The sequence below is a fragment of the Polaribacter sp. OB-PA-B3 genome, from assembly GCF_054589375.1.
In genome coordinates this window covers 375653-399669 of record NZ_BAAIIX010000002.1, presented here as the reverse complement: position 1 = coordinate 399669, position 24017 = coordinate 375653, and the positions used below count along the sequence as shown (strand labels likewise).

The following is a 24017-nucleotide window of genomic DNA, read 5'->3' as shown; positions in this document are numbered from 1 at the left end:
TAATGTATAAACCTCACAAAATTAGACGTATATAGCATAAAATTACTTCAAAAATTATTAACAAATAATAATAAAGAAAGGCATAAATAGCTTTTCTGTAAGTAATTATGATACGTACTAATACAATTTCTGATAGCATTTTAGTAAGCGATTATATTAAAGGTAAAGAAGCCTCTTTAGCTATTTTAATCAACAGACATCAACAACGTCTTTTTAGCTTTATTTATAGTAAAGTACAAGACAAAGATTTAACAGAAGATATTTTTCAAGATACTTTTATTAAAGTAATTAGAACTTTAAAAAAAGGTAATTATAATGAAGAGGGTAAGTTTTTACCGTGGGTTATGAGAATTGCTCATAATTTAGTAATTGATTATTTTAGAAAGAATAACAGGATGCCTTCTTTTAAAAATACCGATGAGTTTGATATTTTTTCTGTATTACATGATGGCAGCTTAAATGCAGAAAAACAAATTATACAAGAGCAAATTTACGATAACGTAAGAGAGCTTGTAAATGAGTTGCCAGAAGAGCAAAAAGAAGTATTGGTTATGCGAATGTACAAAGATATGAGCTTTAAAGAAATAAGTGAAAACACAGGTGTAAGTATAAATACAGCTTTAGGTAGAATGCGATATGCTTTAATAAATATGCGTAAGCTTATAGAAAAACATAAAATTATTTTGGTGAATTAACAATAAAGTTAAAAATGTGTCGTTATTAAATTAGAAACCAATATATTAAATAATTTATATGATGCAACTTTACTCAAAAAAGTCTTCTGATTATCAGATGCAACCAAAAAAAGAAACAGTTCAATTTTTGATTAATTTTTCCAAATCTTTACGAATTGAAAAAACTAAATCAAATAACTTCATTGAATTGAATTTGAATTAAGAGTGGAAAAAGCTTCAACTAACGTTGGGGCTTTTTTTATATGCATCATTTAAAATACGAAATGAGTTAAACCAAAACCTAGTATCTTGCTAACTTGCAGTCATGGAAAATATATTAGTAGCAGGTGCAAATGGTACCACAGGAAAAAAAATAGTTAATTTATTAGAAACATCACAATATTTTAATCCAATTGCTATGGTTAGAAAAGAAGAACAAAAAAAGCAATTTGAAGATAAAAATATTAAAACTGTTTTAGCAGATTTAGAAAAAGATGTTTCTTTTACAACTAAAAATATAGATAAAGTTATTTTTGCCGCTGGTTCTGGTGGTAAGAAAGTAGTTGAAGTAGATCAAGAAGGAGCTAAAAGATTAATAGATGCAGCAATAAAAGAAAATGTATCTAAATTTGTAATGCTAAGTTCTATGGGCGCAGACAATCCTGAGCAAGCAGAAGATTTACAAGAATATTTAAAAGCGAAACATAATGCAGATGTTTATCTAAAAGAAAGTAATCTTACATATTCTATAGTTAGACCAGGGTCTTTAACAGACAATCAAGGAAAAGGAAAAATTGAATTAAGCAAAAAACTTAATAAATCTGGTGAAATCTCTAGAGAAGATGTAGCGCAAACTTTAGTTAGATCTTTACATGATACAGCAGCAATCAACAAAACTTTCGAAATTATTGAAGGGGAAACATTAATAGGTCAAGCAGTTCCTCATTAAACAAGTATAAACAAATAATAAAAAAACACCTTTTAAGGTGTTTTTTTTGTTTTATAATATTCATTTAAAACTGTTTTTCTACCAATAGTTTTTGTAATTATATCGTTGTCTAAATTCCAACCTCTCGCAGGAGAATATTCTCTTCCATACCAAATAATTTGTAGATGTAAATCATTCCATAATTCTTTGGGAAATAATCTTTTAGCATCTTTTTCGGTTTGAGCAACGCTTTTTCCGTTACTTAAATTCCAACGATACATTAATCTTAAAATATGCGTATCTACCGGAAAAGCAGGTACACCGAATGCTTGACTCATAACAACACTTGCAGTTTTATGACCAACAGCAGGTAGTTCTTCTAAACCTTCGAAACTCTGAGGAACTTCGCCATCATATTTTTCAATTAAAATTTTAGACAAGCCATAAATTCCTTTACTTTTCATTGGAGACAAACCACAAGGTCTTATTATTTCTTTAATTTCTTCAACAGACATTTTTACCATATCAAAAGGATTGTCTGCTTTGGCAAATAATAAGGGTGTAATTTGATTAACTCTAACGTCGGTACATTGAGCAGATAGTAAAACAGCAATTAGCAACGTGTATGGATCTTTATGGTCTAAAGGAATTGGAATCTCTGGGTATTTTTCTTGAAGTGTATCAATTACAAATTGTACTTTTTCTTGCTTTGTCATAAATAATGGATAAAATGTAAAGTTAAAAGTAAATTCTTTAGTATTCCTTTACTTTTTTTACTTTTTAAAGTAAAAAACTTTATATTTTTATATTCTAAAATTTTAAGATAAATGACATCACTAAAAATAGGAGATAAAGCTCCAGAATTCGAAGCTAAAGACAATAAAGGCAACATTATAAAGTTATCAGATTACGCTGGTAAAAAATTAGTTTTATTTTTTTATCCAAAAGCAAGTACACCAGGTTGTACTAACGAGGCTTGCGACTTAAGAGATAATTATCAAACTTTTTTAGCAAAAGGTTACGATGTCTTAGGTGCAAGTGCAGATTCAGCCAAAAGACAACAAAATTGGATTGACAAGCATGAATTACCTTTTCCTCTTTTAGCAGATGAAGAGAAAGCTGTTATAGAAGCATTTGGAGTTTGGGGACCTAAGAAATTTATGGGTAGAGAATATGACGGAATTCATAGGACAACGTTTATTATTGATGAGAATGGTGTAATAGAAGACATTATTTCTAAAGTAAAAACCAAAGCACACGCTGCTCAGATTCTAGACTAAGTAATAATTAATCCTTTTTGAATTCCGAATTTAATTAATTCCGGAGTACTTTTTGTTAAAGTAATTTCAAAAAGCTCTCTTTTATGAGATTTTAAAGAACTTTCTGTAATATTTAAAATTGCAGAAAGTTCTTTTTCCTTTTTATCAGAATGCTGATACAATGCTTGTAGAATTTCTAATTTTCTATTGGTAAATTTATAATTATCAATTTCTATTTTAAAAGAAGTTTTATTCTTTTTTACTTTTTTAGTCGAATAACAGTTAAGAATAACATCTTTAAAATTCTCTAAATTTTCATCTTTACCAACAAAAAAATCGACACCATTTTTAATGGCCTTTTCTTTAATATAATTATTGTTTAAAGTAGTTAAAGCAATAATTTTAAAGTTATTATTGTGTTTGATTTCATTTAAAAAATCTAAAGAACTTTTACCATTAAAATTTACATCTAAAATTAAAACATCAAAATTGTTAATAGATGTAAAAGAAATCAAATTATTTAATTCATTAAACGTTTGAATTACTTTCAATTCCTCATGAAAATTTAAACTATCTTTTAATGCATCGCAAAAAAAACGATTGTCATCAGCAATTACAATATTTATAGGATGTTTAATCATTTATCGGAATTTCAATTATAAATATACTACCATTTTTATTAGAAGTAATGTTTAAAGTTCCTTTTAATTGCAAAACTCTTTCTTTTACACTGTTTATGCCAAAACCAGCATTAGATATTTTATTAGTATTAAAACCAATACCATTATCTTTTACCTCAATTAAAACTTTTCTATTTTTTTGTTGAAGAATGCTAATATTAATTTTTGATGATTTAGAATACTTAATAGCATTTGTGGTTAATTCTGAAATAATTCTATAAATATGAACACATTTTTCTTGTTGTAAATCAATACCATTAAGGTTAAAATTATGTGTAATTTTTTGACTTGTTAATTTGTCTAATTTTTCGCAAAACTCTACCAAACTTGTTATAAAATTTTCAGAATTAATTTTAGGAGCATACAAACTGTTTAATAAATATCTGTAGTCTTTATAAAAAGCATCTAAAATTTCTTGTACTTTTTCTGGCGTATTTTCATTTTTTTGTAAAAGTCTAAGTTTTAATGCTTCTAAATATCCGCCAAAAGTATCATGTACATTATTTACAAGTTTATTACGTTCTTGTTGCTGTACTTCTAGAGTTTTATTTTGAAAATTATACTTAAGTTCATCACTAACTTTCTTTAATTTAAAATAACTTCTTTGAGTATCTATAACAGTTCCAAATATATATCTAGTAAATAATAAAATTTCTAAGGATAGCGCTAAATAATAAACATTTGGACCACTATATTTAATTGCAACAATATCATGTACTTCTGGGTTCATGATTTGCCCATTAATAACAGCTAAAATTGGTAAAATAAATGCAATTACTAAATAAATTGGAAGTTGTTTTTTAATCGTTAAATAAATATGATTTAAAACCCATATAAACGCAATTATTTTTAATATCGTCCAAACATATAAATATAAAGTTATAAGGCCACCAAAGAAAAATTTATAAACATATAATAGTATTAAAGGAATCGTTAAATATGCGCCCCATTCAAAAATGCCTTTTGGTATTTTTTGATTTTTATTTAATTTATAAAATTTAACATAGAAGAAACCAATACAAAATACACCAATGGTTTGGCTAAAACTTCTAATATTATTGATAAAAAATACGCTATCAGACCAAATGTATTGTACACCCAAACCTTTACCTGCTAAAAACTCGAAAAAAACGGTTACAATATATGCTGCGTAAAATAATACTGCGTATTCTTTTTTTAATACAGCAAAAAACACAAGTATAAGTGTCATGCTTATTAAAAATGCTATAAAAAGGCCGAAGTAAAAGTATTCTGATTGAACTCGTTTTAGAAAATCATTTTCATTTTCTAAATAAAAAGCTAATCTTGTTCTGCCGTTACTATTTTTAATTTTTAAAAAAACTTCGGTTTTATAAACACTGTCAGTTTCAATTTTCCAAACTGGGTTTCTGTAAAAAATATTTTTATGCGGAAAAAACTCATTATACGAAGCACTAGAAAGAGTATCTATTTTTTCACCTTTTTTTAAGTAAACTTTACCAAAATCTAAATAAGAATTAGCAATCGTAAAATAATTTTCAATTAATTTATTAGAATCATTATCAATAGTAAAATGATACCAATAAGTTTTACCATTAAGAATTTTATAAATCTTTTGATTTTCTTCTTTTTGAAATTTTCCTGATTCATACTTATTTATAATTTCTAAAATAGATAGATTTTGTTCTTTAGTGTCAAAATATTTTAAATCATCATAAACCGATTTTGAAATTTCTTGAGCACTAATAAAACTATAAAAAAAGATAAAGAAAAGAAGAGTGTTTTTTTTCAATGTTAGCTAAAGTTCTAAAAGACAATACTAAAGTATGGTTTTTTTTAAAGAACTACAATTAATTTTACAAAGCTTATAAAATGCTAAAAAAATTATGGGGGTAGTTAAACTATTTGATAAGTCAAAATTAGAATTAATTTCAAAAAAAAATAATGTTTCTTTAGATAGAAAGTTGTCTATAAGCTTTATACGAGACTTTCTTTTCTTTTTTAATATTAAACAAGAAGATTTACCAAAATTAATTTCTTATTCAGAAGAATTAGAAAAAAATAGAAGATTTGTATTAGAGAATAAAAAATATTTTGAAACATTAACTTGTAAAGAAAAGGAGGTTTTTACCCTTGTTATTAAGGGTAAATCATCTTGTGAAATAGCAGATAGTTTGTTTATTGAAACTTCTACAGTTTCTACTCATAGAAAGCGCATTAAGCAAAAATTGAATTTAACCTCAATATTTGATTGGTATAATTATGCAAAAGCATTTGAGTTGATCTAATTACTCTAAGATTTCCCCAAATCTATTACCTCGAAACCTCTTTATTAACAGTTATTATGAAAAAACATTAAAATGAAAACAAAATTATTTTTATTAGTACTATCTTTTTTTAGTATCAGTATTTTAGGTCAAACAATTGCTATTTCAGACACAAATTTTGAACAGGCGCTAATAGATTTAGGATACGATTCTAACGGCTTAAACGGAAATATATTAAATTCTGATGCATTATCAATTGACAGTTTAAAAATTTCGGATAAAGAGTTAAACTCCTTATCAGGAATTGAAAAAATGACAAATTTAGTTTATTTAAGAGCTAGAAATAATAATTTAAACGCTGTTGATGTAACTAAAAATACCAATTTAACTTATTTAAATTTAGACGGAAATGATTTATCTGAATTAGATGTAACTAAAAATTTAAACCTAGAATTACTTAGTATTTTTGGTGGAAGTAGCGGTTTAACAAATGTAGATTTATCAATGAACATTAATTTGAAAAGTGTTTATTTAACAACGTTATCAAATTTAGAAACTGTAACTTTTGGTAACTCACCAAACTTAACTTTTATACAACTCGCTTACAATAAAGTATCTACATTAAATTTAACCGGTTTATCAGGGTTAGAAATTTTAAGAATACCAAATCAAGCAATGACAAGTTTAGATGTTTCTCAAAATCCAAATCTTTCGGTTTTGTGGGCATCAAACAATGCTATTTCTGGTAATTTAGATTTAACTAACAACACATCTTTAACACAACTTTTAATAGATGGAAATCAAATAACAGGTCTAGATCTTTCTCAAAACAACGCATTAACATTTATAAGAGCTCATAATAATCAAATTTCGGCATTAGATGTGAGCACAAATGTAAATTTAGAGTATTTATGGTTAGGTGGAAATTTTGAAGATTTAGGTGGAAGTTTAGAAACTAATACAATAAGTTCTTTAAGTATTTCAAACAATACAAAGCTAAAAGAATTGATACTTGCAGGTTTAAATTTAAGTACAATTGATGTATCTAATAATACAGATTTAACCTTGTTAAACGCTAATTCTAATAGTTTAACAAGTTTAGATATTGCTGTAAACGATGCTTTAGAAGTTTTAGCTTTTGGTAATAATGAAATTACAACAATAAACGTAGCAGACAAGCTTAATTTAAAGGAGTTCTATGGTTGGAAAACAAAGTTAACTCAACTAAATATAAATAATAACACAAAATTAGAAAAGCTTATAATTTTTGATACTGAACTTACAGATATCGATCTTTCTAATAATTTATTGTTAAAAGAAATAGATATCAATCAAGTAAAAAAAACAGGAAACTTAGATTTATCTAAACATGCGCAACTAGAATCATTTGTAATTGCTAATACACTTTTAAGTGGATTAAATTTAAGAAATGGTAATAATACTATTATAACAAATGCAGAAATTACAGATAATCCTAATTTAACTTGTGTAACAGTTGATGATGTAAGTTATGCAAATTCTAATTTTACGAATATCAGTAACGGCATATCTTTTAATACAAGTTGTATAATTTCTGAAGATCTTGTTTCTGTACCAGATGCAAACTTCGAACAATCTTTAATAGATCTTGGTTTTGATACTAACGGTTTAAATGGTACAATTTTAAAAACAGACGCTATTTTAATTGACAGTTTAAAAATAGGGAATCCTCTAGAAAATGAATTTACACCAAATGTTTTAGGCAAAATAAAAGATATTACAGGTATTGCATCGATGACCAATCTAACGTATTTAGATGTTAGACAAAATGAAATTTCAACTGTAGATTTATCAAATAACACTCGTTTGGTTGATGTAAGTTTAGGTGAAAATCGATTGTTAACTATAGATGTTTCTGCTAATGTAAATTTAACTTCGTTATTTGTAAATGACAATCAGTTAACATCAATAGATGTTTCTAATAATTTAGCTTTAAATCGTTTAGGTGTAATGAGAAATCAATTGACATCAGTAGATATTTCTGCATTAATAAATCTAAAAGATTTATTTGTTCATGGTAACCAATTAACAAATTTAGATGTAACTAATAACACAAAACTAACTTGGTTGTATACATCAGATAATCCTTTTTCGAATGGGTTAGATGTTTCAAATAATATATTATTAGAAAAATTATATGTTTGGAACAATCAGTTATCATCTTTAGATGTAACCAATTTACCAAATTTAGAATTTCTTTATGCAAATGCTAACCTTTTTACAAGCATAGATCTTAGTAATAATACAAAATTAGCAAGACTTTCTATTTATGATGGTAAATTAACAACTTTAGATATTACTAAAAACACATTATTAAGTGATTTAAGAGTTTATAATAATCAGATTTCAAGTTTAGATTTAACAAATAATCCTGAATTAATTATTGCCTGGATTGAGACAAATCAATTAACAGAAATTGACTTAAGCGCAAACACCAAAATAGACAATTTAGCTATTGGTAATAATCCAATTTCTTCTCTTGATGTTTCAGCACAAACTGCTATGAGAGTTTTAACGGCAGAACAAACTAATATTAGTACAGTTAATCTTTTTAATAATCCTAATTTACAGCAAGTTTGGTTAACAGATAATTCTAATCTTACTCAAGTAGATTTTTCAGCTCAAACAAAAATGTTTCGATTAGGGATTTACAATACAGGAATTTCTGAATTAAAACTAGGTAAATCTCCAATAACTAATTTGTTAGCGTCAGATAATCCTAATTTATCTAAAATAGATTTACAAAATGGTAACAATGCAAGTCTTACTGAATTTGATGTAAGTAATTCACCAAATTTAACATGTATTCAAGTTGATGATGTAAATATTATGACGGCAAGCTTTTCAGAAATTAATGCGTCATTATTTAATTTAAACTGTGGTTTTGTTTTTGAAGAAGTAGTTAATATTCCAGATGTTAATTTTAAGTCTGCTTTAATATCAAATACTCAAATAAATCTAAATGGCGATAACGAAATTCAGGTTTCAGAAGCGCAAGCTTTTTCAGGAACACTGATTGCAAGTGGTTTAGAAATTGCAGATTTAACCGGTATAGAAGCATTTCTAAATATTACTACTTTAGATGTAAGAAACAATTTATTAGCTACGATAGATTTATCTAATAATACAAAAATAACATCTTTAAGTGTCGATAAAAATCAACTTACTACTTTAGATATAAGTAATTTAACAGATTTAGAATATTTTTACGCAGGCGAAAATAAATTAACAACTATTGATGTTACAAAAAATATTGCTTTAATTAGGTTGTGGTTAAATATAAATGAGTTAACATCTATAGACATCTCTAAAAATACAGCTTTAGAAACATTACAGCTAGATTGGAATTTCGGTTTAACCGCAATAGATTTCGCTAATAACTTATCTTTAAATAGAATCCATTTATGGAAAACAGCAATTACTGCAATCGACGTTTCTATGTTATTAGATTTAGAAAGATTGTATGTTTCTGATACTAATATTACTTCGTTAGATATATCTAAGAATACAAAATTGTATGATCTAAGAATGGGTGATAATAATATTACTGATTTAGATTTTTCTAAAAATTTAGAATTAATAAGAATTGATGTTATCAACTCTAGTTTAACTTCTTTAGATATTACTAAAAATACAAAGCTTAAAATTTTAATTGCAAGCGATAATAAACTATCAGGTCTCGATTTAACTAACAATCCTCAACTCGAAGAATTATATTTAGGTAATAATAACATAGTAAATATTGATATAAATCGAAATACAGCACTAACTAAATTATATTTAAATGATAATGCGCTAGAAAGGGCTTATTTAAGAAACGGAAACAATCAATCTATAATTGAATTCGATATCAAAAACAACGAAAATCTTACTTGTATTGCTGTTGATGATGTTGTGTTTTCTGATGAAAATTGGTCAGAAAAAGACACCACAGCAAGTTATACTACAGATTGTGCATCAGAATGGGAAGTTTATACTACAGATGAAAACTTAGAGACTGCTTTAGCTACTTTTGCTGGTTTAGATGATGATGGCGACGGAGTTGTAACTTATGAAGAAGCACAAGCTTTTACAGGTGATTTAGATTTAAGCGGAAGAAATATAACTTCTGTTCAGGGTTTGGAAGCATTTACTAATGCTGCAAGTATAAATATTTCTGGAAACAGTATTACAGATATTAGTAGTTTACTAAATGCAAATGCAGTTGTTGTTTCTTCTAGAATAACTGGCGAGAGAAGAAGTCTTTCGGTTAATAATAATTTAAAAGTTTTAAATGTTGCTAATAATTTAATTGAAGCTATTGACATTTCCAAACTAACGAGTATAACAGATTTAATTGTTAATAATAACAAGTTAACTAGTTTAAACCTAAAAAATGGTACTAATAGTACTTTAATAAATCTAGATGCTACCGGCAACCCTAATTTAACGTGTATAGAAGTTGATGATGTAGATGCTGCAATAAATAATACAGGTTGGAAAAAAGATATTGAAGCAAATTATAGCGTTTCATGTAAAGTATTGTCTGTAGATAGTGAGTTCTTAAAAGACAATATTGCAATTTATCCAAACCCTGTAGAAAGTATTGTTACCATTTCTTTGTCTAATGGCTTACAAGTAAAATCTATCGAAATGTATAATTTGGTTGGTAAAAAAGTTTTAGAAATTAAAGAAATAGATTTAGATCTATCGAGTTTTTCGAATGGAGTTTATTTTATTAAAGTAATTACAGATAGAGGAACTTTAATGAAAAAAGTTATTAAAAAATAGGAAAAAGAAGATAGTTTATTAATTTAAAACGAGTTGACGATAGTTAATTCGTTTTTTTACTTTAGCAAATAATAAGTTTAATTACAATTCATATTTTAACCATTTATGCTATTATTCTACAAAAAAATAATATACTTATTTTTCATCTTTTATACGTTAACTACTATTTCTCAAATTAAAAAATTAAAATATAACGATGGTAAGTTATTTGGTGAAGGCAAAATGGTTGATGGTAAAAAGGAAGGTGAGTGGGTTTTATATCATAAAACGGGTGAAATTCTAGCAAAAGGAGCTTTTAAAGAAGGGAAAGAAAATGGCTATTGGGAAGGTTATGTGCCTAAAGGAGATGTTTTTTTTAAAGGAAATTATGTAAACGGAAAAAAAATTGGCACTTGGTTACAAGGAAATAGTGTTTTCTTAAATTATTATATTGAAAAAACATTTTCAAACAACGGAGAAGAAGTAGATGCTAATAAATTTAAGGCAGTTTATAAATCGGGTAAAATATATGCTACATGTAATTTAGTTGAAGAGGAGTTTAATGGTATTTACAAAGCTTTTTTTGAAAACGGTAAAATAAAAGAAGAAGGAAAATATACCAATGGTAATAAAATGGGTGAGTGGAAAAGTTATTATGACAACCATCAATTAGAGACGATTGTAACTTATGTTAAAGATAATGAAGAAGGCTTATATTTTAATTATTATAAAGATGGGTCTCCAAAATATATTATAAACTACAATAAAGGTGAGTATAATGGAGAATTTCTTGCTTTTTTTGAAGATGGTTCTCTTAAAGCAAAAATTAATTATATTAATGGTAAAAAAGATGGTGCTGCTTTTAAATATTTAGAAAAAGATAAATTATTATTTAAAGGCGTCTATAAGAACGATGAAATAAACGGACCGACAGTAGAGTGCAAATACCATAAAAATGGTAAACTATTGTCTAAAATAGAATATAATGAACTTGGATATAATGGAGAGTATTCATACTATCATAAAGACGGAATACCTGAAGTTTTAAAAAATTATAAAAACGATGAATTAGATGGTTTGCAAAAAACATTCTATACAGATGGTACGTTAGAAGAAATTAATAATTATTCAAATGGTATTAAAACAGGTTATCAAAAAGAATATCATTACAATGGTAAATTAAAGAATAGTACAAGCTATTTAAATGGAAAAATCACAGGATCATACAAAGAATATTATTCAGATGGATTAATTAAGGAATCTGGCAATTATACTTCAGGTAAAAAAGATGGTGTATTTAAAATATTTTATAAGAGTGGTAAACTAAAAAATCAAACTAAATTTATAAATGGTTTAAGAAATGGCGAATGCAAAATATTTTATGAAACTTTATCAGGAAAATATTTTTTAGATGAAAAAGGAAATTATTTAAATGATAAAAAAACAGGAACTTGGTACGATTATTTTAATAATGGTAAAATAAAATCTAAATTTATTTACGATAAAGGGTCTTTAACAAAAGAAATTCATGCAGTTAAACTTGTTATTCATAATGATACAGATCAAAAAATTGAATTGTTATTAAGGCATAAGAACACCAAAGACCAATGGGAAACAATCGGTTGGTTTCATTATAATCCAGGTGAGAAGAAATTGTTAAGGTATTTATTAGATTCTAAATTTCTTTATTACGCAAGCTCTTTCAATAATAAAATGGTTTGGAGTGGAGACCAGACTAGATCATATAAAGGTAAATCTTATAAAATGAAAGTAATTAATATAAAACCTTCTTTATTTTCAAGTAAAACGGGTAAGTTTGAATTAACCTTAAATTAATTAATTTTAATTCTAATTTTAAAATTTAATACTCTTCCTGTCATAAAGTTAGGAATCCCAAATTGATTTTTAGAATACACATCTCTAACCCAAGTGTTTGTAATAGAATTTTGTATGTCAAACATATTAAATAACTCTAAACCAGCTGTTAATTCTTTAAAATTAGATAACCAACCAGTTTTGTATTGTTTATTGGCATCTGTAAAAACGTAAGAAATTCCTAAATCTGCACGTTTATAATCTCTAAGTCTTTCTTGAAATTGGTATACATCTGCATAAGCAGGTGCACCACCAGGAACGCCTGTATTGTATACCAAGTTTAAATAAGCTTTTAAATTTGGTAGATTTGGTACATAATCTTGAAATAAAATAGCAAATTTTAGTCGTTGGTCTGTTGGTCTAGAAATGTCTCCTCTATTTTCTATATTTTCTTCTGTTTTTAAGTACCCTAAACTTACCCAACTTTCGCTTCCGGGAACAAATTCACCATTTAATCTTAAATCAATTCCATGAGCAAACCCTGTAGTTAAATTGTCTGCTCTATAACGAATCCTTACGTTATCTATAGAGTAGGCATTAATATCATTCAAATTTTTATAATATAATTCTGATGTAAGTTTAAATGGTCTTCCCCATAAATCAAAGCTATAGTCCATACCAGCAACTAAATGTATAGATTTTTGAGCTTTAACATCAACATTAATATTACCATTAAAATCTTTTAATTCTCTATAAGAAGGTGGTTGAGAATACCAACCAGCGGCAAATCTAAAAAGCATATCATTATGCCAATTAGGTTTAATCGAAGCTTGAATTCTAGGACTTATGGTTGTTTGACTTTTAGAAGATTCAGAACCCGATTTTACACTCCAATTGTGGGCTCTTATTCCAATATTATACCAGAATTCACTGTCACCCATAAATAAACGTTCGTTAAATTGAACAAAGCCAGAAACTCTATTTATAGATACGTTATTCTCTTTTCTGATATTTTGAAACGGTGTAATTGGTCCTTCAAAAGATTCGTAAGGTTGATTGTTTGAAATATGATTTGGTGGTCTTACAGAGAATCCTAAAGAATCAATAACTTCCCATTCTCTTATTCTTTCTCTAATATCTTCATTTTGATATTTAATACCAAAATTTAATTGTTGTCTATTTTTTTTATAAGTTCCTCTTAGTTGAATATTATTAATTAAAGCATCTAAGTCATTTCTTGCATGATTTAATTGCGAACCAATTCCTTGAGAAAAATCGACTTCACCAAAATTTTCAGAACCGATGTTTGCATCAACTTCACCTAAATTGTATGATGCCGCAATGTCATAATACTCTTCTTCTTGCGTGTTGTACGAAGAAACTGTACCTGTAAATGACAAATTTTCGTTTACAGAAATATCTGCAGACAAAGCATTAAAAAGTGTTAAGTAGTTGTTTTCTTCTTTACCTTCATAAAAAACAATTAATTCTAAAGGATTTGCAACAGTACCGAATCTTGTTCTTCTAGATATTGGTTGATAATTGTAATTGTTTAAAGAGAAGTTACTAAGATAATTTATACTTAATTGGTTGTTTACTTTAAAAGTGATGTAAGATTGTAAATCGGTAAATTTTGGTCTAAAGTTAGTTTCAATTTGTTTGCTGTTTACAAATAAGCTATTGTCTCTATATCGTAAACTTGTAATTAAAGTTAATTTATCTTTTAAAAACGGACTTTCGAAAGTTAAACTACCGCCTAACAAACTTGCATTTATAGTAGTTGCAGTTTCCGTTGGTTTTTTGTAAGTAATGTCTAAAACAGAAGACAGCTTGTCACCATATTTGGCTTGAAAACCTCCTGCAGAAAAATCTATATTCTGTACCATATTAGAATTAATAAAGCTTAGGCCTTCTTGTTGCCCAGATCTTATTAAAAACGGTCTATAAACCTCAATTCCGTTAACATAAACAAGGTTTTCATCAAAATTACCACCTCTAACGTTATATTGTGTACTTAACTCATTGTTATTATTTACGCCAGGTAAAGTCATTAGAATATTTTCTACACCTGCATTTGCGCCAATAATATTTTTTGCTTTTTCTACATCTATTTTAGTAATTCCGCTCGCTGCTTTTTTATTATCTTTTAAAATCACTTCTTGTAATGATTCTGTTTTAAGAACTAAAGTAGGAGAGTAGCGAATGGAATTTCTGCTTTTTGCTGTAATTTTATGAAAAACAGTTTTGTAACTTATATGACTAAATTTTAAAGTAATTTCTTTCTTATACGGTATTCTAATCGAGTAATTACCATTTTTATCAGTAACGGCTCCTTTAGATCCATATTCTACAGATACATTTTCTATAACAGATTTGTTTTTATCTTTTACAGTACCTTTTAAAATGGTTGTTTTCTGAGAAAAAATAGAAATTGGTAAAAACAATATGATAAATAGTAAATCTTTTTTCACGTGTAATTTAATTTGTTTGTTTCTTAAAAAACGTTGTAGAACGCTCTGTAGTATTACCAACATTATCAGATACTACAATTCTAAAATTATGCTTACTTCCAATCAATTTGTTGTCATTAAAATCATACGTTAAGATTCTTTTTTTATGATTAAATTGCATTAAAACCCATTTGCCGTCTAATGTTGCATGCCAATTCTTAATTCCAGAACCAACATCAGAAATTTTCACTTTTAAAGTTTTAAATTTAGAAATCCATTGATTGTTTTTAAAATATAAAATATTTACTTTAGGTTTTTGATTGTCAGAAACTAAAGAGTATTTACCTAAAGTTTTTGTTGTGGTGTAAAAGGTGCTGTCTTTTTTTCTTGTATTTGTGTATCTAGGATACTTTTGATTTTCAACATTAGCAATATACAACTTTTCTTTTTGAGATTTTGTATAATTAGAAACATCAAAAGTTAAGGTAAAGCTTTTGTCTAAAGGCACCGTTTTGTTGTGTATTTTAGCAATATTATTTTCAACTTTAAAGTCTAAATAAATATCTTCATAAAAGCTGTTTTTAGGAAAAGCAACTGTTACGTTTTTGTTTGTAAATCTATGGAATTTGTCCGTAGTAATTTTATAATTAGTTGTGTCTTTTTGTTTTTTAAGAATAGTGTTACTTTTTTTACCAATTACCGGAATTGTTACAGAGCTTGTATTGCCTTTAAAATCTTTAGCAATTATTTTTACAGTGTAATGTAAATCATTTTTGATGTAGATTTCACCTTTATCTATAAGATCTCGATAAATTGAAAGTTTGTTGTTTTTTACTTTAAAAGTTTTCTGAATTCTACTTCTATATTTCTTGTAATATGAATAATCGATTAATAGATTCAAATATTTGCTTTCAGAAAAAGAGAAAGTTTCTACATCATGATAATAATGCCTTTTGCCATTTACTAACATTTCTAAACTATAAATTCCGTTTTTATTTAAAGCTTTATCTAATCTATCAAAAACATTAATTCCAAAACCAATACGTCCACTTGCAGATATTCTATTTGCAGTATATTTACCATTACCAGTATTTTTTACAGCAATTTTAAAACTATTATTTTGCTGATTAATTCTTGCCTCTTCATCTAAAGGATAAACTTGTAAAGATTGAATTGTAGGTGATTTTGTATCGTCTACTTGTAAACCAAAAAATAAAGGATTTATAACGTTTTCTGATTTTGTATTTCTGATTTCGAAGTGTAAATGAGGACCACCAGAGCCGCCAGTATCACCAGAATAAGCAAGTAATTCGCCCTTCTTTAAAACAAATTTATTCTTTTTGGGAAATAAATTACCAGTTTCATAATTTTCTTTCTTGTATTGAATAGATTTAACGTAGGCTTCAATTTCCGGATTAAATTTACTTAAATGACCATAAACCGATGTATAACCATTAGGATGCGTAATATAAATAGCTTTACCATAACCATATTGTTGCACTTTAATTCTAGAAATATATCCATCTGCAACGGCAACAACTTTTAAACCTTCTTTACCTTGTGTTTTAATATCTAAACCAGAATGAAAGTGATTGCTTCTTAATTCGCCAAAAGTACCCGATAAAACAATTGGTATGTTTAAAGGGTTTCTAAAATAATCTTTTGGATATTTATCTTGAGCTAAACTAAAAAGTGGTATTAATAAGAGTATAAATAATTTCTGTTTCAAAAAATATGTTTTTTTGTGTAAAAATAGTAAAAAACATCATTTTACTAATTAGCTAGTAGCCAATAATTTATTAAAATATCAATTAAATGTTGTAATATTTAAAACAGAACGTTAACTTTGTGTGTATAGTTTTATTCTAAAAATTTTATGAGTAATACCTTAGAAGCAATTCATTTACTGGAAGATAAGTTAAAAAACTTACTTTCTAATTATGAATTTTTAAAAAAAGAAAATGAAATATTGCTTCAAAGTGCTACAAAATATCAACAAAAAATTTTAGAACAAGAGCAAATTATAAAAAATCAAAAACAAGAATTTGATTTATTAAAAATAGCAAAAACTATAGACGGCAGTAATACAAATACAAGAGATACAAAACTCAAAATAAATACATTAATTAGAGAAATCGATAAATGTATTATTCAGTTACAAGAATAAAGTTCTTTAAATAGTGGATAAATTAAAAATTAATATAGTTATAGCTGGTAGAACGTACCCTTTAAGTGTTAATAACACCAAAGAAGAAGAAGGTATGCGAAAAGCAGCTACAGCAATTAATAAGTTAATTTCTATGTACGAGCAAAATTATGCAGTAAGCGACAAACAAGATGTTTTGGCTATGTGTGCTTTACAATTTGCTTCGAAATTAGAAATATCTACATTAGAAAAAGGTTCTGAAAATACTGAAACAATAAATAAATTAAGAGAATTAACCAGTTTGGTAGATACTCATTTAAAATAAGTTCTTTAAAATACATTAACAACACACTGCCTACGTTAGTAAATTGTTTGATAAACTCAACAAGTATCTATTATAAAGGATAAGTCTCGGTTGCTAAAGCACGCCACTAATACTATTTATTTAGTATTTTAGGTGGATCCTTGATCAGCTGGTTAGTCCTAAACCTGTAATAATGGAGTTTATAAAAACCAAACTAGCGTAGGCTTTTTTTATATATTAAAATTAAATTATGGACGGAATGTTACTTCCCATTATTGTGGGAATTATTGGGGTTGCAATAGGTTTTTTTATTGCAAAAGCTATTGAAAAATCTAAAGGGAAAAAGCTTTTAAATTCAACCAGAAAAGAAGCCTCAGCAATTATTAAAGAAGCGAAAATTGATGCAGAATCAATTAAAAAGGATAAAATTTTACAGGCTAAAGAGAAGTTTATAGAACTTAAGTCTGAACATGAAAAGGTAATTTTAGGAAGAGAAAAGAAAATTTCGGATGTTGAGAAAAGAATTAGAGATAGAGAATCTAAAGTAGCATCAGAAGTTGATAAAAACGTTAAGTTAAATCGTTCTTTAGAACAGAAAGAAAAAGATTTTAACCATAAACTAGATTTCTTAGAGAAAAAAGAAAACGAGTTAGAAAAGATGCACAAGCGTCATGTAGATATGTTAGAGCAAATTTCTGGTTTATCTGCAGACGAAGCTAAAAAAGAATTGGTTTCTTCTTTAAAAGATGAGGCTAAAACAGAAGCAATGGCATTTATTCAAACATCTATAGAAGAAGCAAAGTTAACGGCAGAACAAGAAGCTAGAAAAGTTGTTTTAGGTACTATACAAAGAGTAGGAGTAGAGCAAGCTGTAGAAAACTGTGTTTCTGTATTTAACTTAGAGTCTGATGATGTAAAAGGTAGAATTATTGGTAGAGAAGGTAGAAATATTAGAGCTATTGAGTCTGCAACCGGTGTAGAAATTATTGTTGATGATACGCCAGATGCAATTATATTATCTTGTTTTGATCCTATTAGAAGAGAAATTGCTCGTTTATCTTTGCATAAATTAGTTACAGACGGTAGAATTCACCCTGCTAGAATTGAAGAGGTTGTAAGTAAAACAGAAAAGCAGATTACCCAAGAAATTATAGAAGTGGGTAAAAGAACTGTTATAGATTTAGGTATTCACGGTTTACATCCAGAGTTAATTAAAGCTGTTGGTAGAATGAAATATAGATCTTCTTACGGACAAAATTTATTACAACACTCTAGAGAAGTTGCTAATTTATGTGGAATTATGGCTGCAGAAATGGGCTTAAATCCTAAAGTTGCAAAACGTGCTGGTTTATTACACGATATTGGTAAAGTACCAGATGCAGAAAGTGAATTACCACACGCATTATTAGGTATGCAATGGGCAGAAAAATATGGTGAAAAGCCAGATGTTTGTAATGCTATTGGAGCACACCACGATGAAATTGAAATGAAAAGTTTAATTTCTCCTATTGTACAGGTTTGTGATGCTATTTCTGGTGCAAGACCTGGTGCTCGAAGACAAGTGTTAGATTCCTATATTCAGAGATTAAAAGATTTAGAAGATATTGCTTTTGGATTTACAGGTGTACAGAAAGCATATGCAATTCAAGCAGGTAGAGAATTACGTGTTATGGTAGAAAGTACGAAAGTTAACGATACCAAAGCTTCTGAATTGTCATTCAGTATTTCTCAAAAAATACAAAACGACATGACATATCCTGGTCAAGTAAAAGTTACTGTAATTAGAGAAACTAGAGCTGTTAACGTAGCTAAGTAGTTTTCTCTAATTTTTATTATAATTTAAATCCCGCAAAAGCGGGATTTTTTATTTTCTGGGATGATATGTTTCTACAATTTCTTTTAAATAAGACTTATCTAAATGCACATATATTTCTGTGGTTGTTATACTCTCATGCCCTAACATTTGCTGTATAGCTCTCAAATCTGCACCATTTTGTAATAAATGTGTTGCAAAAGAATGTCTTAAAGTATGCGGACTAATTTTTTTGAGTAAACCAATATCCGAAGCTAATTTTTTTAGTATCATAAAAATCATTTGTCTAGTTAAAGCTTTTCCTCTTCTATTTAAAAATAAGGTATCCACATATTCCTTTTGAGGTTTTATATGTACTCTAATTTGATTAATATAAATTAAAATATATTTCTGAGCCTCTTGATGAATTGGAACAAATCTTTCTTTATTTCCTTTACCTAAAACTCTAATAAACCCCTCTTCAAAAAATAAATCTGAAATTTTTAGAGTTATTGCTTCACTAACACGCAATCCACAGCTATAAATTGTTTCTAAAATTATTCTATTTCTTTCTCCTTGCGGATGAGTTAAATCTATAGAAGATATTAGTAAATCTATTTCTTCTTGCGATAAAGTGTCTGGTAATTTTCTTCCTATTTTAGGAGATTCTAATAAATCTGTCGGATTTGTTGTTCTATAATCTTCAAATATTAAATAATCAAAAAAACTTCTTAAGCCAGAAATTATCCTTGCTTGACTTCTAGGGTTTACCTTTTTGGCAACATCATAAATAAATAATTTTATTGTCTCAGCATCAATTGTAACAGGGGTGTTAACAATATTATTTTCTGTAATAAATAAATACAATTTTTCTAAGTCTTTTGTGTAACTCACTATTGTATTTTTAGAAAGACCTCTTTCTAATTTTAAATACATTTGATAATCTTTAATTGCATTTTGCCAATTCATAATGTAAAATTAATAAATAAAAAAAACCATCCAATTAATGGATGGTTTTTAATTTTATAAAAAACTATTTTTAGATAGTTTTAGAGTAACTACCGTTTTTAGGTTGTAAATCTCCTGTAATTATCAAAATTAAATCGATAAGTGCCCAAATACCCAAACCTCCTAATGTAATTAATTTTAACACTCCTAATAAAGTGTATCCAAGATAAAATCTATCTACACCTAATCCTCCTAAGAAAAGAGATAAAAGTAAAGCAGTTACTTGGCTTTTACCAGAATTTGCTGCTGCTGCATAAGTTGTAACTTCTTTTTTCTCTACTTTGTTATCTTTTATTACTTCCACGATTTCCTTAGTTTTTTTTACCGGGAAAGATGCGTGCGTATTAAATGAAAAAGCAAAGAAAGCAAATAATAATGTGTAAATAGTTAATGATTTTTTCATAAAGGTTGATTTTTTTTAAGTTATTTGTGTCAAATATAACAGATTTCTATGAATAAAAATATTATAATTTTAGTTACTTTATTTAACTTTTTAAGTTTCTTTTCTCAGGACAAAAAAGAGTTTGATTATGAGTTATTGGGTGCATTAGCTTTAGAATCTAATCAGTTAATTTCTTATAAAATAGTTTTTAATGCAAGAGATAATGGTTTTATAGAAGGATATTCTTACACAGACTTATCCGGGGAAAACGAAACTAAATCTTATATAAGAGGATATTATAATATAGAGTCTAAAAATATTCAGTTTAAAGAAAGTGATATTCTATATACAAAATCTAAGTTTTTACCAGAAGAATTCTGTTTTGTAAGTTTTAAAGGAAAATTTAAAGGCGAAACAAAGAAAAAATTATTAGAGGGTAATTTTATTGGTATTTATGATGATAGAGATACATGTGCAACAGGAAAATTAAAATTGGTTAGCACAAAGTTTGTCGAGAAAAAAATAAATAAAGTATATAAAAGAGTAAAAAACATTAACAAGGTCAAGAAAATTGATAGTACTGTTATCGCAGAATTAAAACCAGAAAATTATTTAAAAAAGTTTAGCGAGACAAAAATTAGATCAGGTGAAAAGGTATCAGTATTTGTATATACACGAAAACTAAAAATGGAAATTTGGGATTACGGTAAAGAAGATGGTGATGTTATTACGATACTAAAAAATGATACACCAGTTTTAGAAAACTATGCTGTAACTAAAAAGAAAAAATCAATCACTTTAAATCTAGAAGATACTAATAACTTGATTAAAATAATTACTGTAAACTCAGGTAAATTAAAAACCAATACTACAAAATTAATTTTATACGATTTTAGAAGAGAATATGAGGTAGTAGCTGATTTAGAGGAAGGTAAAGAAGCTTTTATCAATATTGTAAAATTAAATGTCAAAAAGCAGCAATCAAATTAATTCATTTGAGTTAATTTAATTCCTTTTTGAGCAAATATTACGTGCAGAACTAAGATACTTTTGTAAGAGAATTTAAACTAAAATTTTTAATTATGAAGAAAGTATTATTTGTTGCGTTTTTAGCAATAGTAGGTTTAGGTAAAGTAAATGCACAAGAAGGTGTTTTAAATGGAGGTTTTAATGTTGGTTTACCAACAGGAGATGTAAGTGATCTAAATAGTTTTACTTTAGGAGCAGAATTAAACTATATGTTTCCGGTTGCTGAAGGTTTCACATTAGGACCATCTGTACAATACTCGCACTTTTTTGGTGAAGAAGTTGAAACTATAGGAGGAACTTTCGATGTAGAAGATTCTTCTTTTTTACCAATTTCTGGAGCAGCAAGATTTAATGTTTCAGAAAAATTTGTTTTAGGAGCTAATATTGGTTATGCCTTAGGACTAGATGAAGGAAACGATGGTGGTTTTTACTATAGACCAATTTTAGGTTATAAAATTGGTGATACAACACAATTAAATTTATCATATTCGGGTATTAGCAATGATAATTTAACATTTTCTAACGTAAGTTTAGGGGTAATGTTCGGAATCTAAGTTAGATTTTTTATTCTAGTACACCAAAACGGAGGCTAATGCCTCCGTTTTTTTTGTAAAAAAAATGTATTTTTGAAATATGAAAATTATTATAATCAACGGACCAAATTTAAACCTTTTAGGAAAACGTGAACCAGAAATCTATGGTTCTAAATCTTTTGAAGATTATTTTAGAGAATTACAATTAAAATTTGATAATATAGAACTGTTTTATTTTCAAAGTAATGTTGAAGGAGAGTTAATAAATAAGTTGCACGAAGTTGGTTTTACTTATGATGGTATTATTTTAAATGCTGCGGCTTACACACATACTTCTGTTGGTTTGGGTGATGCAATAAAAGGAATTGAAACTCCTGTAATAGAAGTTCATATCTCGAACATTCATGCTAGAGAAAAGTTTAGACAACACAGCTTTATTTCACCAAACGCTAACGGGGTTTTGTTTGGTTTTGGTTTAAAAGGATACGATTTAGCAATTCAGAGCTTTTTATAAATCAAGTTTCATTTTAATATTTGCTCTTTCATAATGAACATCCTTTTCTAGAGGAATTTCTATAAAACCTACTTTTTTGTATAGATTAATTGCAGTTTCTAGTTTTCTATGACTGTAAAGTGTAATACTATTCCATTTTTTTTCTTTGGCAAACGATATACAATGTTTTATCAGCTTTTTACCCAATTGTAATCCTTGATATTCTTGAGTTACTGCCATTTTACTTAATTCAAAATAAGACTTTTGATTTATAAAAGCAGCAGTTCCTATGATTTTAGAATCTAATTTTATAAAGAAGATATAACCACCATTATCAATAATATATTCTTTCGGATTACTTAAAACTTTTTCGTCATAAGGCTCTACATAAAAGAACTTTTCTAACCAAGAAACATTTAATTCATAAAAATCTTTAGCATATTTAATATCAAAAGGAATGATTTCAGGCGACAACTTATTCAAAATAATAGATTTATTTTTTTCTTTTAAAACTTCATTAAAAATCCGATGGTCGTAAAAGTAATACGTTTCAACGAAAGTTAATGGTAAATCTATTTAAAAAAATTATATTTGTGTTAGCCCTATAAAATACACAATGCAAAAAGATAAATGGCTTTATGAAATAACGCCAAAAAACAATTTATTAGACTTAAACTTAAAAGAAGTTTGGCAATATCGAGATTTGCTTCTTTTGTTTGTAAAAAGAGATGTTGTAACTGTATACAAGCAAACAATTTTAGGACCACTTTGGTATTTAATTCAGCCATTATTTACTTCTGTAATATTTACGTTGGTTTTTAATAATATTGCAGGTATATCTACAGGCGATGTTCCTCCGTTTTTATTTAATTTAGCGGGTGTAACAACTTGGAATTATTTTAAAGAATGCTTAACAGCTACTTCTGATACTTTTAAAAAAAACGAAGCAATTTTCGGTAAAGTATATTTTCCCAGAGTTATAATGCCAATGTCAATAGTGATTTCTAATTTGTTAAAATTTGGTATTCAAATATTTATATTTGTTTGTTTCTATCTTTATTATGTTATTTCAGGATATGACATACTACCAAATATATATATATTGTTTTTTCCTTTATTGATAATTGCAATGGGGATGATTGGTTTAGGCTTAGGTATGATAATTTCATCTATGGTAACTAAATATAGAGATTTAACTTTTTTAGTATCTTTTGGTGTCCAGTTACTGATGTATTTATCAGCAGTAATGTATCCTTTAGATTTAATGAGAGAAAAGTTAACCGATATTGAAAACGGAACTGATTATTCTTGGATAGTTGATATAAACCCGATAGCACATTTAATAGAATTTGGTAGATTTATACTTTTAAATGATGGTAATTTTTCTTCTTTCGGAATTGTGTATACATCAATATTTACAATTATAATTTTCTTTTTAGGATTATTGATTTTTAATAAAACAGAAAAAACTTTTATAGATACTATTTAAA

21 protein-coding genes and 1 other RNA gene are annotated in these 24017 nt (G+C 27.1%); 14 read left to right on the top strand and 8 right to left on the bottom strand.

Features of this window, described 5'->3' with window-relative positions; all coding sequences use genetic code 11:
- Positions 1–107: 107 nt before the first annotated feature.
- Complete coding sequence (locus ACYPV9_RS05545) at positions 108–695, top strand: RNA polymerase sigma factor (RefSeq protein WP_299060121.1); 588 nt, start codon at positions 108–110, stop codon at positions 693–695.
- Positions 696–999: 304 nt separating this feature from the next.
- Entirely contained in the window at positions 1000–1623 is a 624-nt protein-coding gene (locus ACYPV9_RS05540; protein WP_299060123.1) for an SDR family oxidoreductase, read from the top strand.
- Positions 1624–1655: 32 nt separating this feature from the next.
- Here the strand turns inward: ACYPV9_RS05540 and ACYPV9_RS05535 are convergent, their stop codons facing one another.
- Complete coding sequence (locus ACYPV9_RS05535; RefSeq protein ID WP_299060125.1) at positions 1656–2318, bottom strand: endonuclease III domain-containing protein; 663 nt, start codon at positions 2316–2318, stop codon at positions 1656–1658.
- A 111-nt stretch (positions 2319–2429) separates the two neighbouring features.
- Here ACYPV9_RS05535 and bcp point away from each other — a divergent pair, with 111 nt between their 5' ends.
- Entirely contained in the window at positions 2430–2882 is a 453-nt protein-coding gene (gene bcp, locus ACYPV9_RS05530; protein WP_299060127.1) for a thioredoxin-dependent thiol peroxidase, read from the top strand.
- On the opposite strand, the gene ACYPV9_RS05525 is transcribed toward bcp, so the two are convergent.
- Both ACYPV9_RS05525 and ACYPV9_RS05520 read right to left on the bottom strand, forming a co-directional pair.
- Entirely contained in the window at positions 2879–3502 is a 624-nt protein-coding gene (locus tag ACYPV9_RS05525) for a response regulator transcription factor (protein WP_299060130.1), read from the bottom strand. The genes bcp and ACYPV9_RS05525 overlap by 4 nt on opposite strands.
- Entirely contained in the window at positions 3495–5312 is a 1818-nt protein-coding gene (locus ACYPV9_RS05520; RefSeq protein ID WP_459742190.1) for an ATP-binding protein, read from the bottom strand. Before ACYPV9_RS05520 ends, ACYPV9_RS05525 begins: the two co-directional genes overlap by 8 nt.
- 94 nt (positions 5313–5406) lie before the next feature.
- Between ACYPV9_RS05520 and ACYPV9_RS05515 the strand changes: the two genes are divergently transcribed.
- The 3 genes from ACYPV9_RS05515 to ACYPV9_RS05505 all read left to right on the top strand — a co-directional run bounded on the left by ACYPV9_RS05515 (position 5407) and on the right by ACYPV9_RS05505 (position 12411).
- Complete coding sequence (locus tag ACYPV9_RS05515) at positions 5407–5808, top strand: helix-turn-helix domain-containing protein (RefSeq protein WP_459742188.1); 402 nt, start codon at positions 5407–5409, stop codon at positions 5806–5808.
- Between the two features lie 72 nt (positions 5809–5880).
- On the top strand, positions 5881–10596 hold the full coding sequence (locus ACYPV9_RS05510; RefSeq protein ID WP_459742186.1) for a T9SS type A sorting domain-containing protein: 4716 nt from the start codon (positions 5881–5883) through the stop codon (positions 10594–10596).
- A 105-nt stretch (positions 10597–10701) separates the two neighbouring features.
- Positions 10702–12411 (top strand): toxin-antitoxin system YwqK family antitoxin, encoded by a 1710-nt coding sequence (locus ACYPV9_RS05505; RefSeq protein WP_459742184.1) that lies wholly within the window; start codon positions 10702–10704, stop codon positions 12409–12411.
- On the opposite strand, the gene ACYPV9_RS05500 is transcribed toward ACYPV9_RS05505, so the two are convergent.
- Positions 12408–14861, bottom strand: a complete 2454-nt coding sequence (locus tag ACYPV9_RS05500; protein ID WP_459742182.1) for a TonB-dependent receptor — start codon at positions 14859–14861, stop codon at positions 12408–12410. The two genes, ACYPV9_RS05505 and ACYPV9_RS05500, sit on opposite strands and share 4 nt — an antisense overlap.
- A gap of 7 nt (positions 14862–14868) precedes the next feature.
- Positions 14869–16569, bottom strand: a complete 1701-nt coding sequence (locus ACYPV9_RS05495; RefSeq protein ID WP_459742180.1) for a M23 family metallopeptidase — start codon at positions 16567–16569, stop codon at positions 14869–14871.
- A gap of 147 nt (positions 16570–16716) precedes the next feature.
- Between ACYPV9_RS05495 and ACYPV9_RS05490 the strand changes: the two genes are divergently transcribed.
- From ACYPV9_RS05490 to rny, 4 genes are all read left to right on the top strand, one after another.
- Positions 16717–17007 carry a hypothetical protein gene (locus ACYPV9_RS05490; protein WP_077809393.1) on the top strand — a complete coding sequence of 97 codons (291 nt, stop codon included), beginning with the start codon at positions 16717–16719 and terminating at the stop codon, positions 17005–17007.
- Between the two features lie 13 nt (positions 17008–17020).
- On the top strand, positions 17021–17311 hold the full coding sequence (locus ACYPV9_RS05485; RefSeq protein WP_299060148.1) for a cell division protein ZapA: 291 nt from the start codon (positions 17021–17023) through the stop codon (positions 17309–17311).
- Positions 17312–17365: 54 nt separating this feature from the next.
- A non-coding RNA gene (gene ssrS / locus ACYPV9_RS05480) (6S RNA) lies at positions 17366–17492 on the top strand.
- A gap of 48 nt (positions 17493–17540) precedes the next feature.
- The gene (rny, locus tag ACYPV9_RS05475) at positions 17541–19106 is read left to right on the top strand and encodes a ribonuclease Y (RefSeq protein ID WP_299060150.1); all 1566 of its coding nucleotides are present in this window, start codon (positions 17541–17543) and stop codon (positions 19104–19106) included.
- Positions 19107–19154: 48 nt separating this feature from the next.
- Here rny and xerD read toward each other — a convergent pair whose 3' ends face one another.
- Both xerD and ACYPV9_RS05465 read right to left on the bottom strand, forming a co-directional pair.
- On the bottom strand, positions 19155–20051 hold the full coding sequence (xerD, locus tag ACYPV9_RS05470) for a site-specific tyrosine recombinase XerD (protein WP_459742177.1): 897 nt from the start codon (positions 20049–20051) through the stop codon (positions 19155–19157).
- 70 nt (positions 20052–20121) lie between these two features.
- On the bottom strand, positions 20122–20493 hold the full coding sequence (locus ACYPV9_RS05465) for a TM2 domain-containing protein (RefSeq protein ID WP_299060154.1): 372 nt from the start codon (positions 20491–20493) through the stop codon (positions 20122–20124).
- 48 nt (positions 20494–20541) lie between these two features.
- Here ACYPV9_RS05465 and ACYPV9_RS05460 point away from each other — a divergent pair, with 48 nt between their 5' ends.
- The 3 genes from ACYPV9_RS05460 (at position 20542) to aroQ (ending at position 22548) form a co-directional block, all read left to right on the top strand.
- A complete protein-coding gene (locus ACYPV9_RS05460) occupies positions 20542–21462 on the top strand; it encodes a hypothetical protein (RefSeq protein ID WP_459742176.1) in 921 nt (306 codons plus the stop codon).
- A gap of 92 nt (positions 21463–21554) precedes the next feature.
- Positions 21555–22055 (top strand): outer membrane beta-barrel protein, encoded by a 501-nt coding sequence (locus ACYPV9_RS05455; RefSeq protein WP_459742174.1) that lies wholly within the window; start codon positions 21555–21557, stop codon positions 22053–22055.
- A gap of 79 nt (positions 22056–22134) precedes the next feature.
- The gene (gene aroQ / locus ACYPV9_RS05450; RefSeq protein ID WP_299060160.1) at positions 22135–22548 is read left to right on the top strand and encodes a type II 3-dehydroquinate dehydratase; all 414 of its coding nucleotides are present in this window, start codon (positions 22135–22137) and stop codon (positions 22546–22548) included.
- Here the strand turns inward: aroQ and ACYPV9_RS05445 are convergent.
- A complete protein-coding gene (locus ACYPV9_RS05445) occupies positions 22543–23001 on the bottom strand; it encodes a GNAT family N-acetyltransferase (RefSeq protein ID WP_299061788.1) in 459 nt (152 codons plus the stop codon). The two genes, aroQ and ACYPV9_RS05445, sit on opposite strands and share 6 nt — an antisense overlap.
- Before the next feature lie 142 nt (positions 23002–23143).
- Between ACYPV9_RS05445 and ACYPV9_RS05440 the strand changes: the two genes are divergently transcribed.
- Positions 23144–24016: an ABC transporter permease gene (locus ACYPV9_RS05440; protein ID WP_299060162.1), complete on the top strand. Its 873-nt coding sequence runs from the start codon at positions 23144–23146 to the stop codon at positions 24014–24016.
- Position 24017: the final 1 nt, after the last annotated feature.

Coding starts and splice junctions, on each gene's coding strand:
- ACYPV9_RS05510 (WP_459742186.1), top strand. CDS start 5,881: ATGAAAACAAAATTATTTTTATTAGTACTATCTTTTTTTAGTATCAGT.
- ACYPV9_RS05525 (WP_299060130.1), bottom strand. CDS start 3,502: ATGATTAAACATCCTATAAATATTGTAATTGCTGATGACAATCGTTTT.
- ACYPV9_RS05455 (WP_459742174.1), top strand. CDS start 21,555: ATGAAGAAAGTATTATTTGTTGCGTTTTTAGCAATAGTAGGTTTAGGT.
- aroQ (WP_299060160.1), top strand. CDS start 22,135: ATGAAAATTATTATAATCAACGGACCAAATTTAAACCTTTTAGGAAAA.
- ACYPV9_RS05505 (WP_459742184.1), top strand. CDS start 10,702: ATGCTATTATTCTACAAAAAAATAATATACTTATTTTTCATCTTTTAT.
- ACYPV9_RS05515 (WP_459742188.1), top strand. CDS start 5,407: ATGGGGGTAGTTAAACTATTTGATAAGTCAAAATTAGAATTAATTTCA.
- xerD (WP_459742177.1), bottom strand. CDS start 20,051: ATGAATTGGCAAAATGCAATTAAAGATTATCAAATGTATTTAAAATTA.
- ACYPV9_RS05535 (WP_299060125.1), bottom strand. CDS start 2,318: ATGACAAAGCAAGAAAAAGTACAATTTGTAATTGATACACTTCAAGAA.
- ACYPV9_RS05465 (WP_299060154.1), bottom strand. CDS start 20,493: ATGAAAAAATCATTAACTATTTACACATTATTATTTGCTTTCTTTGCT.
- ACYPV9_RS05540 (WP_299060123.1), top strand. CDS start 1,000: ATGGAAAATATATTAGTAGCAGGTGCAAATGGTACCACAGGAAAAAAA.
- ACYPV9_RS05460 (WP_459742176.1), top strand. CDS start 20,542: ATGAATAAAAATATTATAATTTTAGTTACTTTATTTAACTTTTTAAGT.
- ACYPV9_RS05440 (WP_299060162.1), top strand. CDS start 23,144: ATGCAAAAAGATAAATGGCTTTATGAAATAACGCCAAAAAACAATTTA.
- rny (WP_299060150.1), top strand. CDS start 17,541: ATGGACGGAATGTTACTTCCCATTATTGTGGGAATTATTGGGGTTGCA.
- ACYPV9_RS05490 (WP_077809393.1), top strand. CDS start 16,717: ATGAGTAATACCTTAGAAGCAATTCATTTACTGGAAGATAAGTTAAAA.
- bcp (WP_299060127.1), top strand. CDS start 2,430: ATGACATCACTAAAAATAGGAGATAAAGCTCCAGAATTCGAAGCTAAA.
- ACYPV9_RS05545 (WP_299060121.1), top strand. CDS start 108: ATGATACGTACTAATACAATTTCTGATAGCATTTTAGTAAGCGATTAT.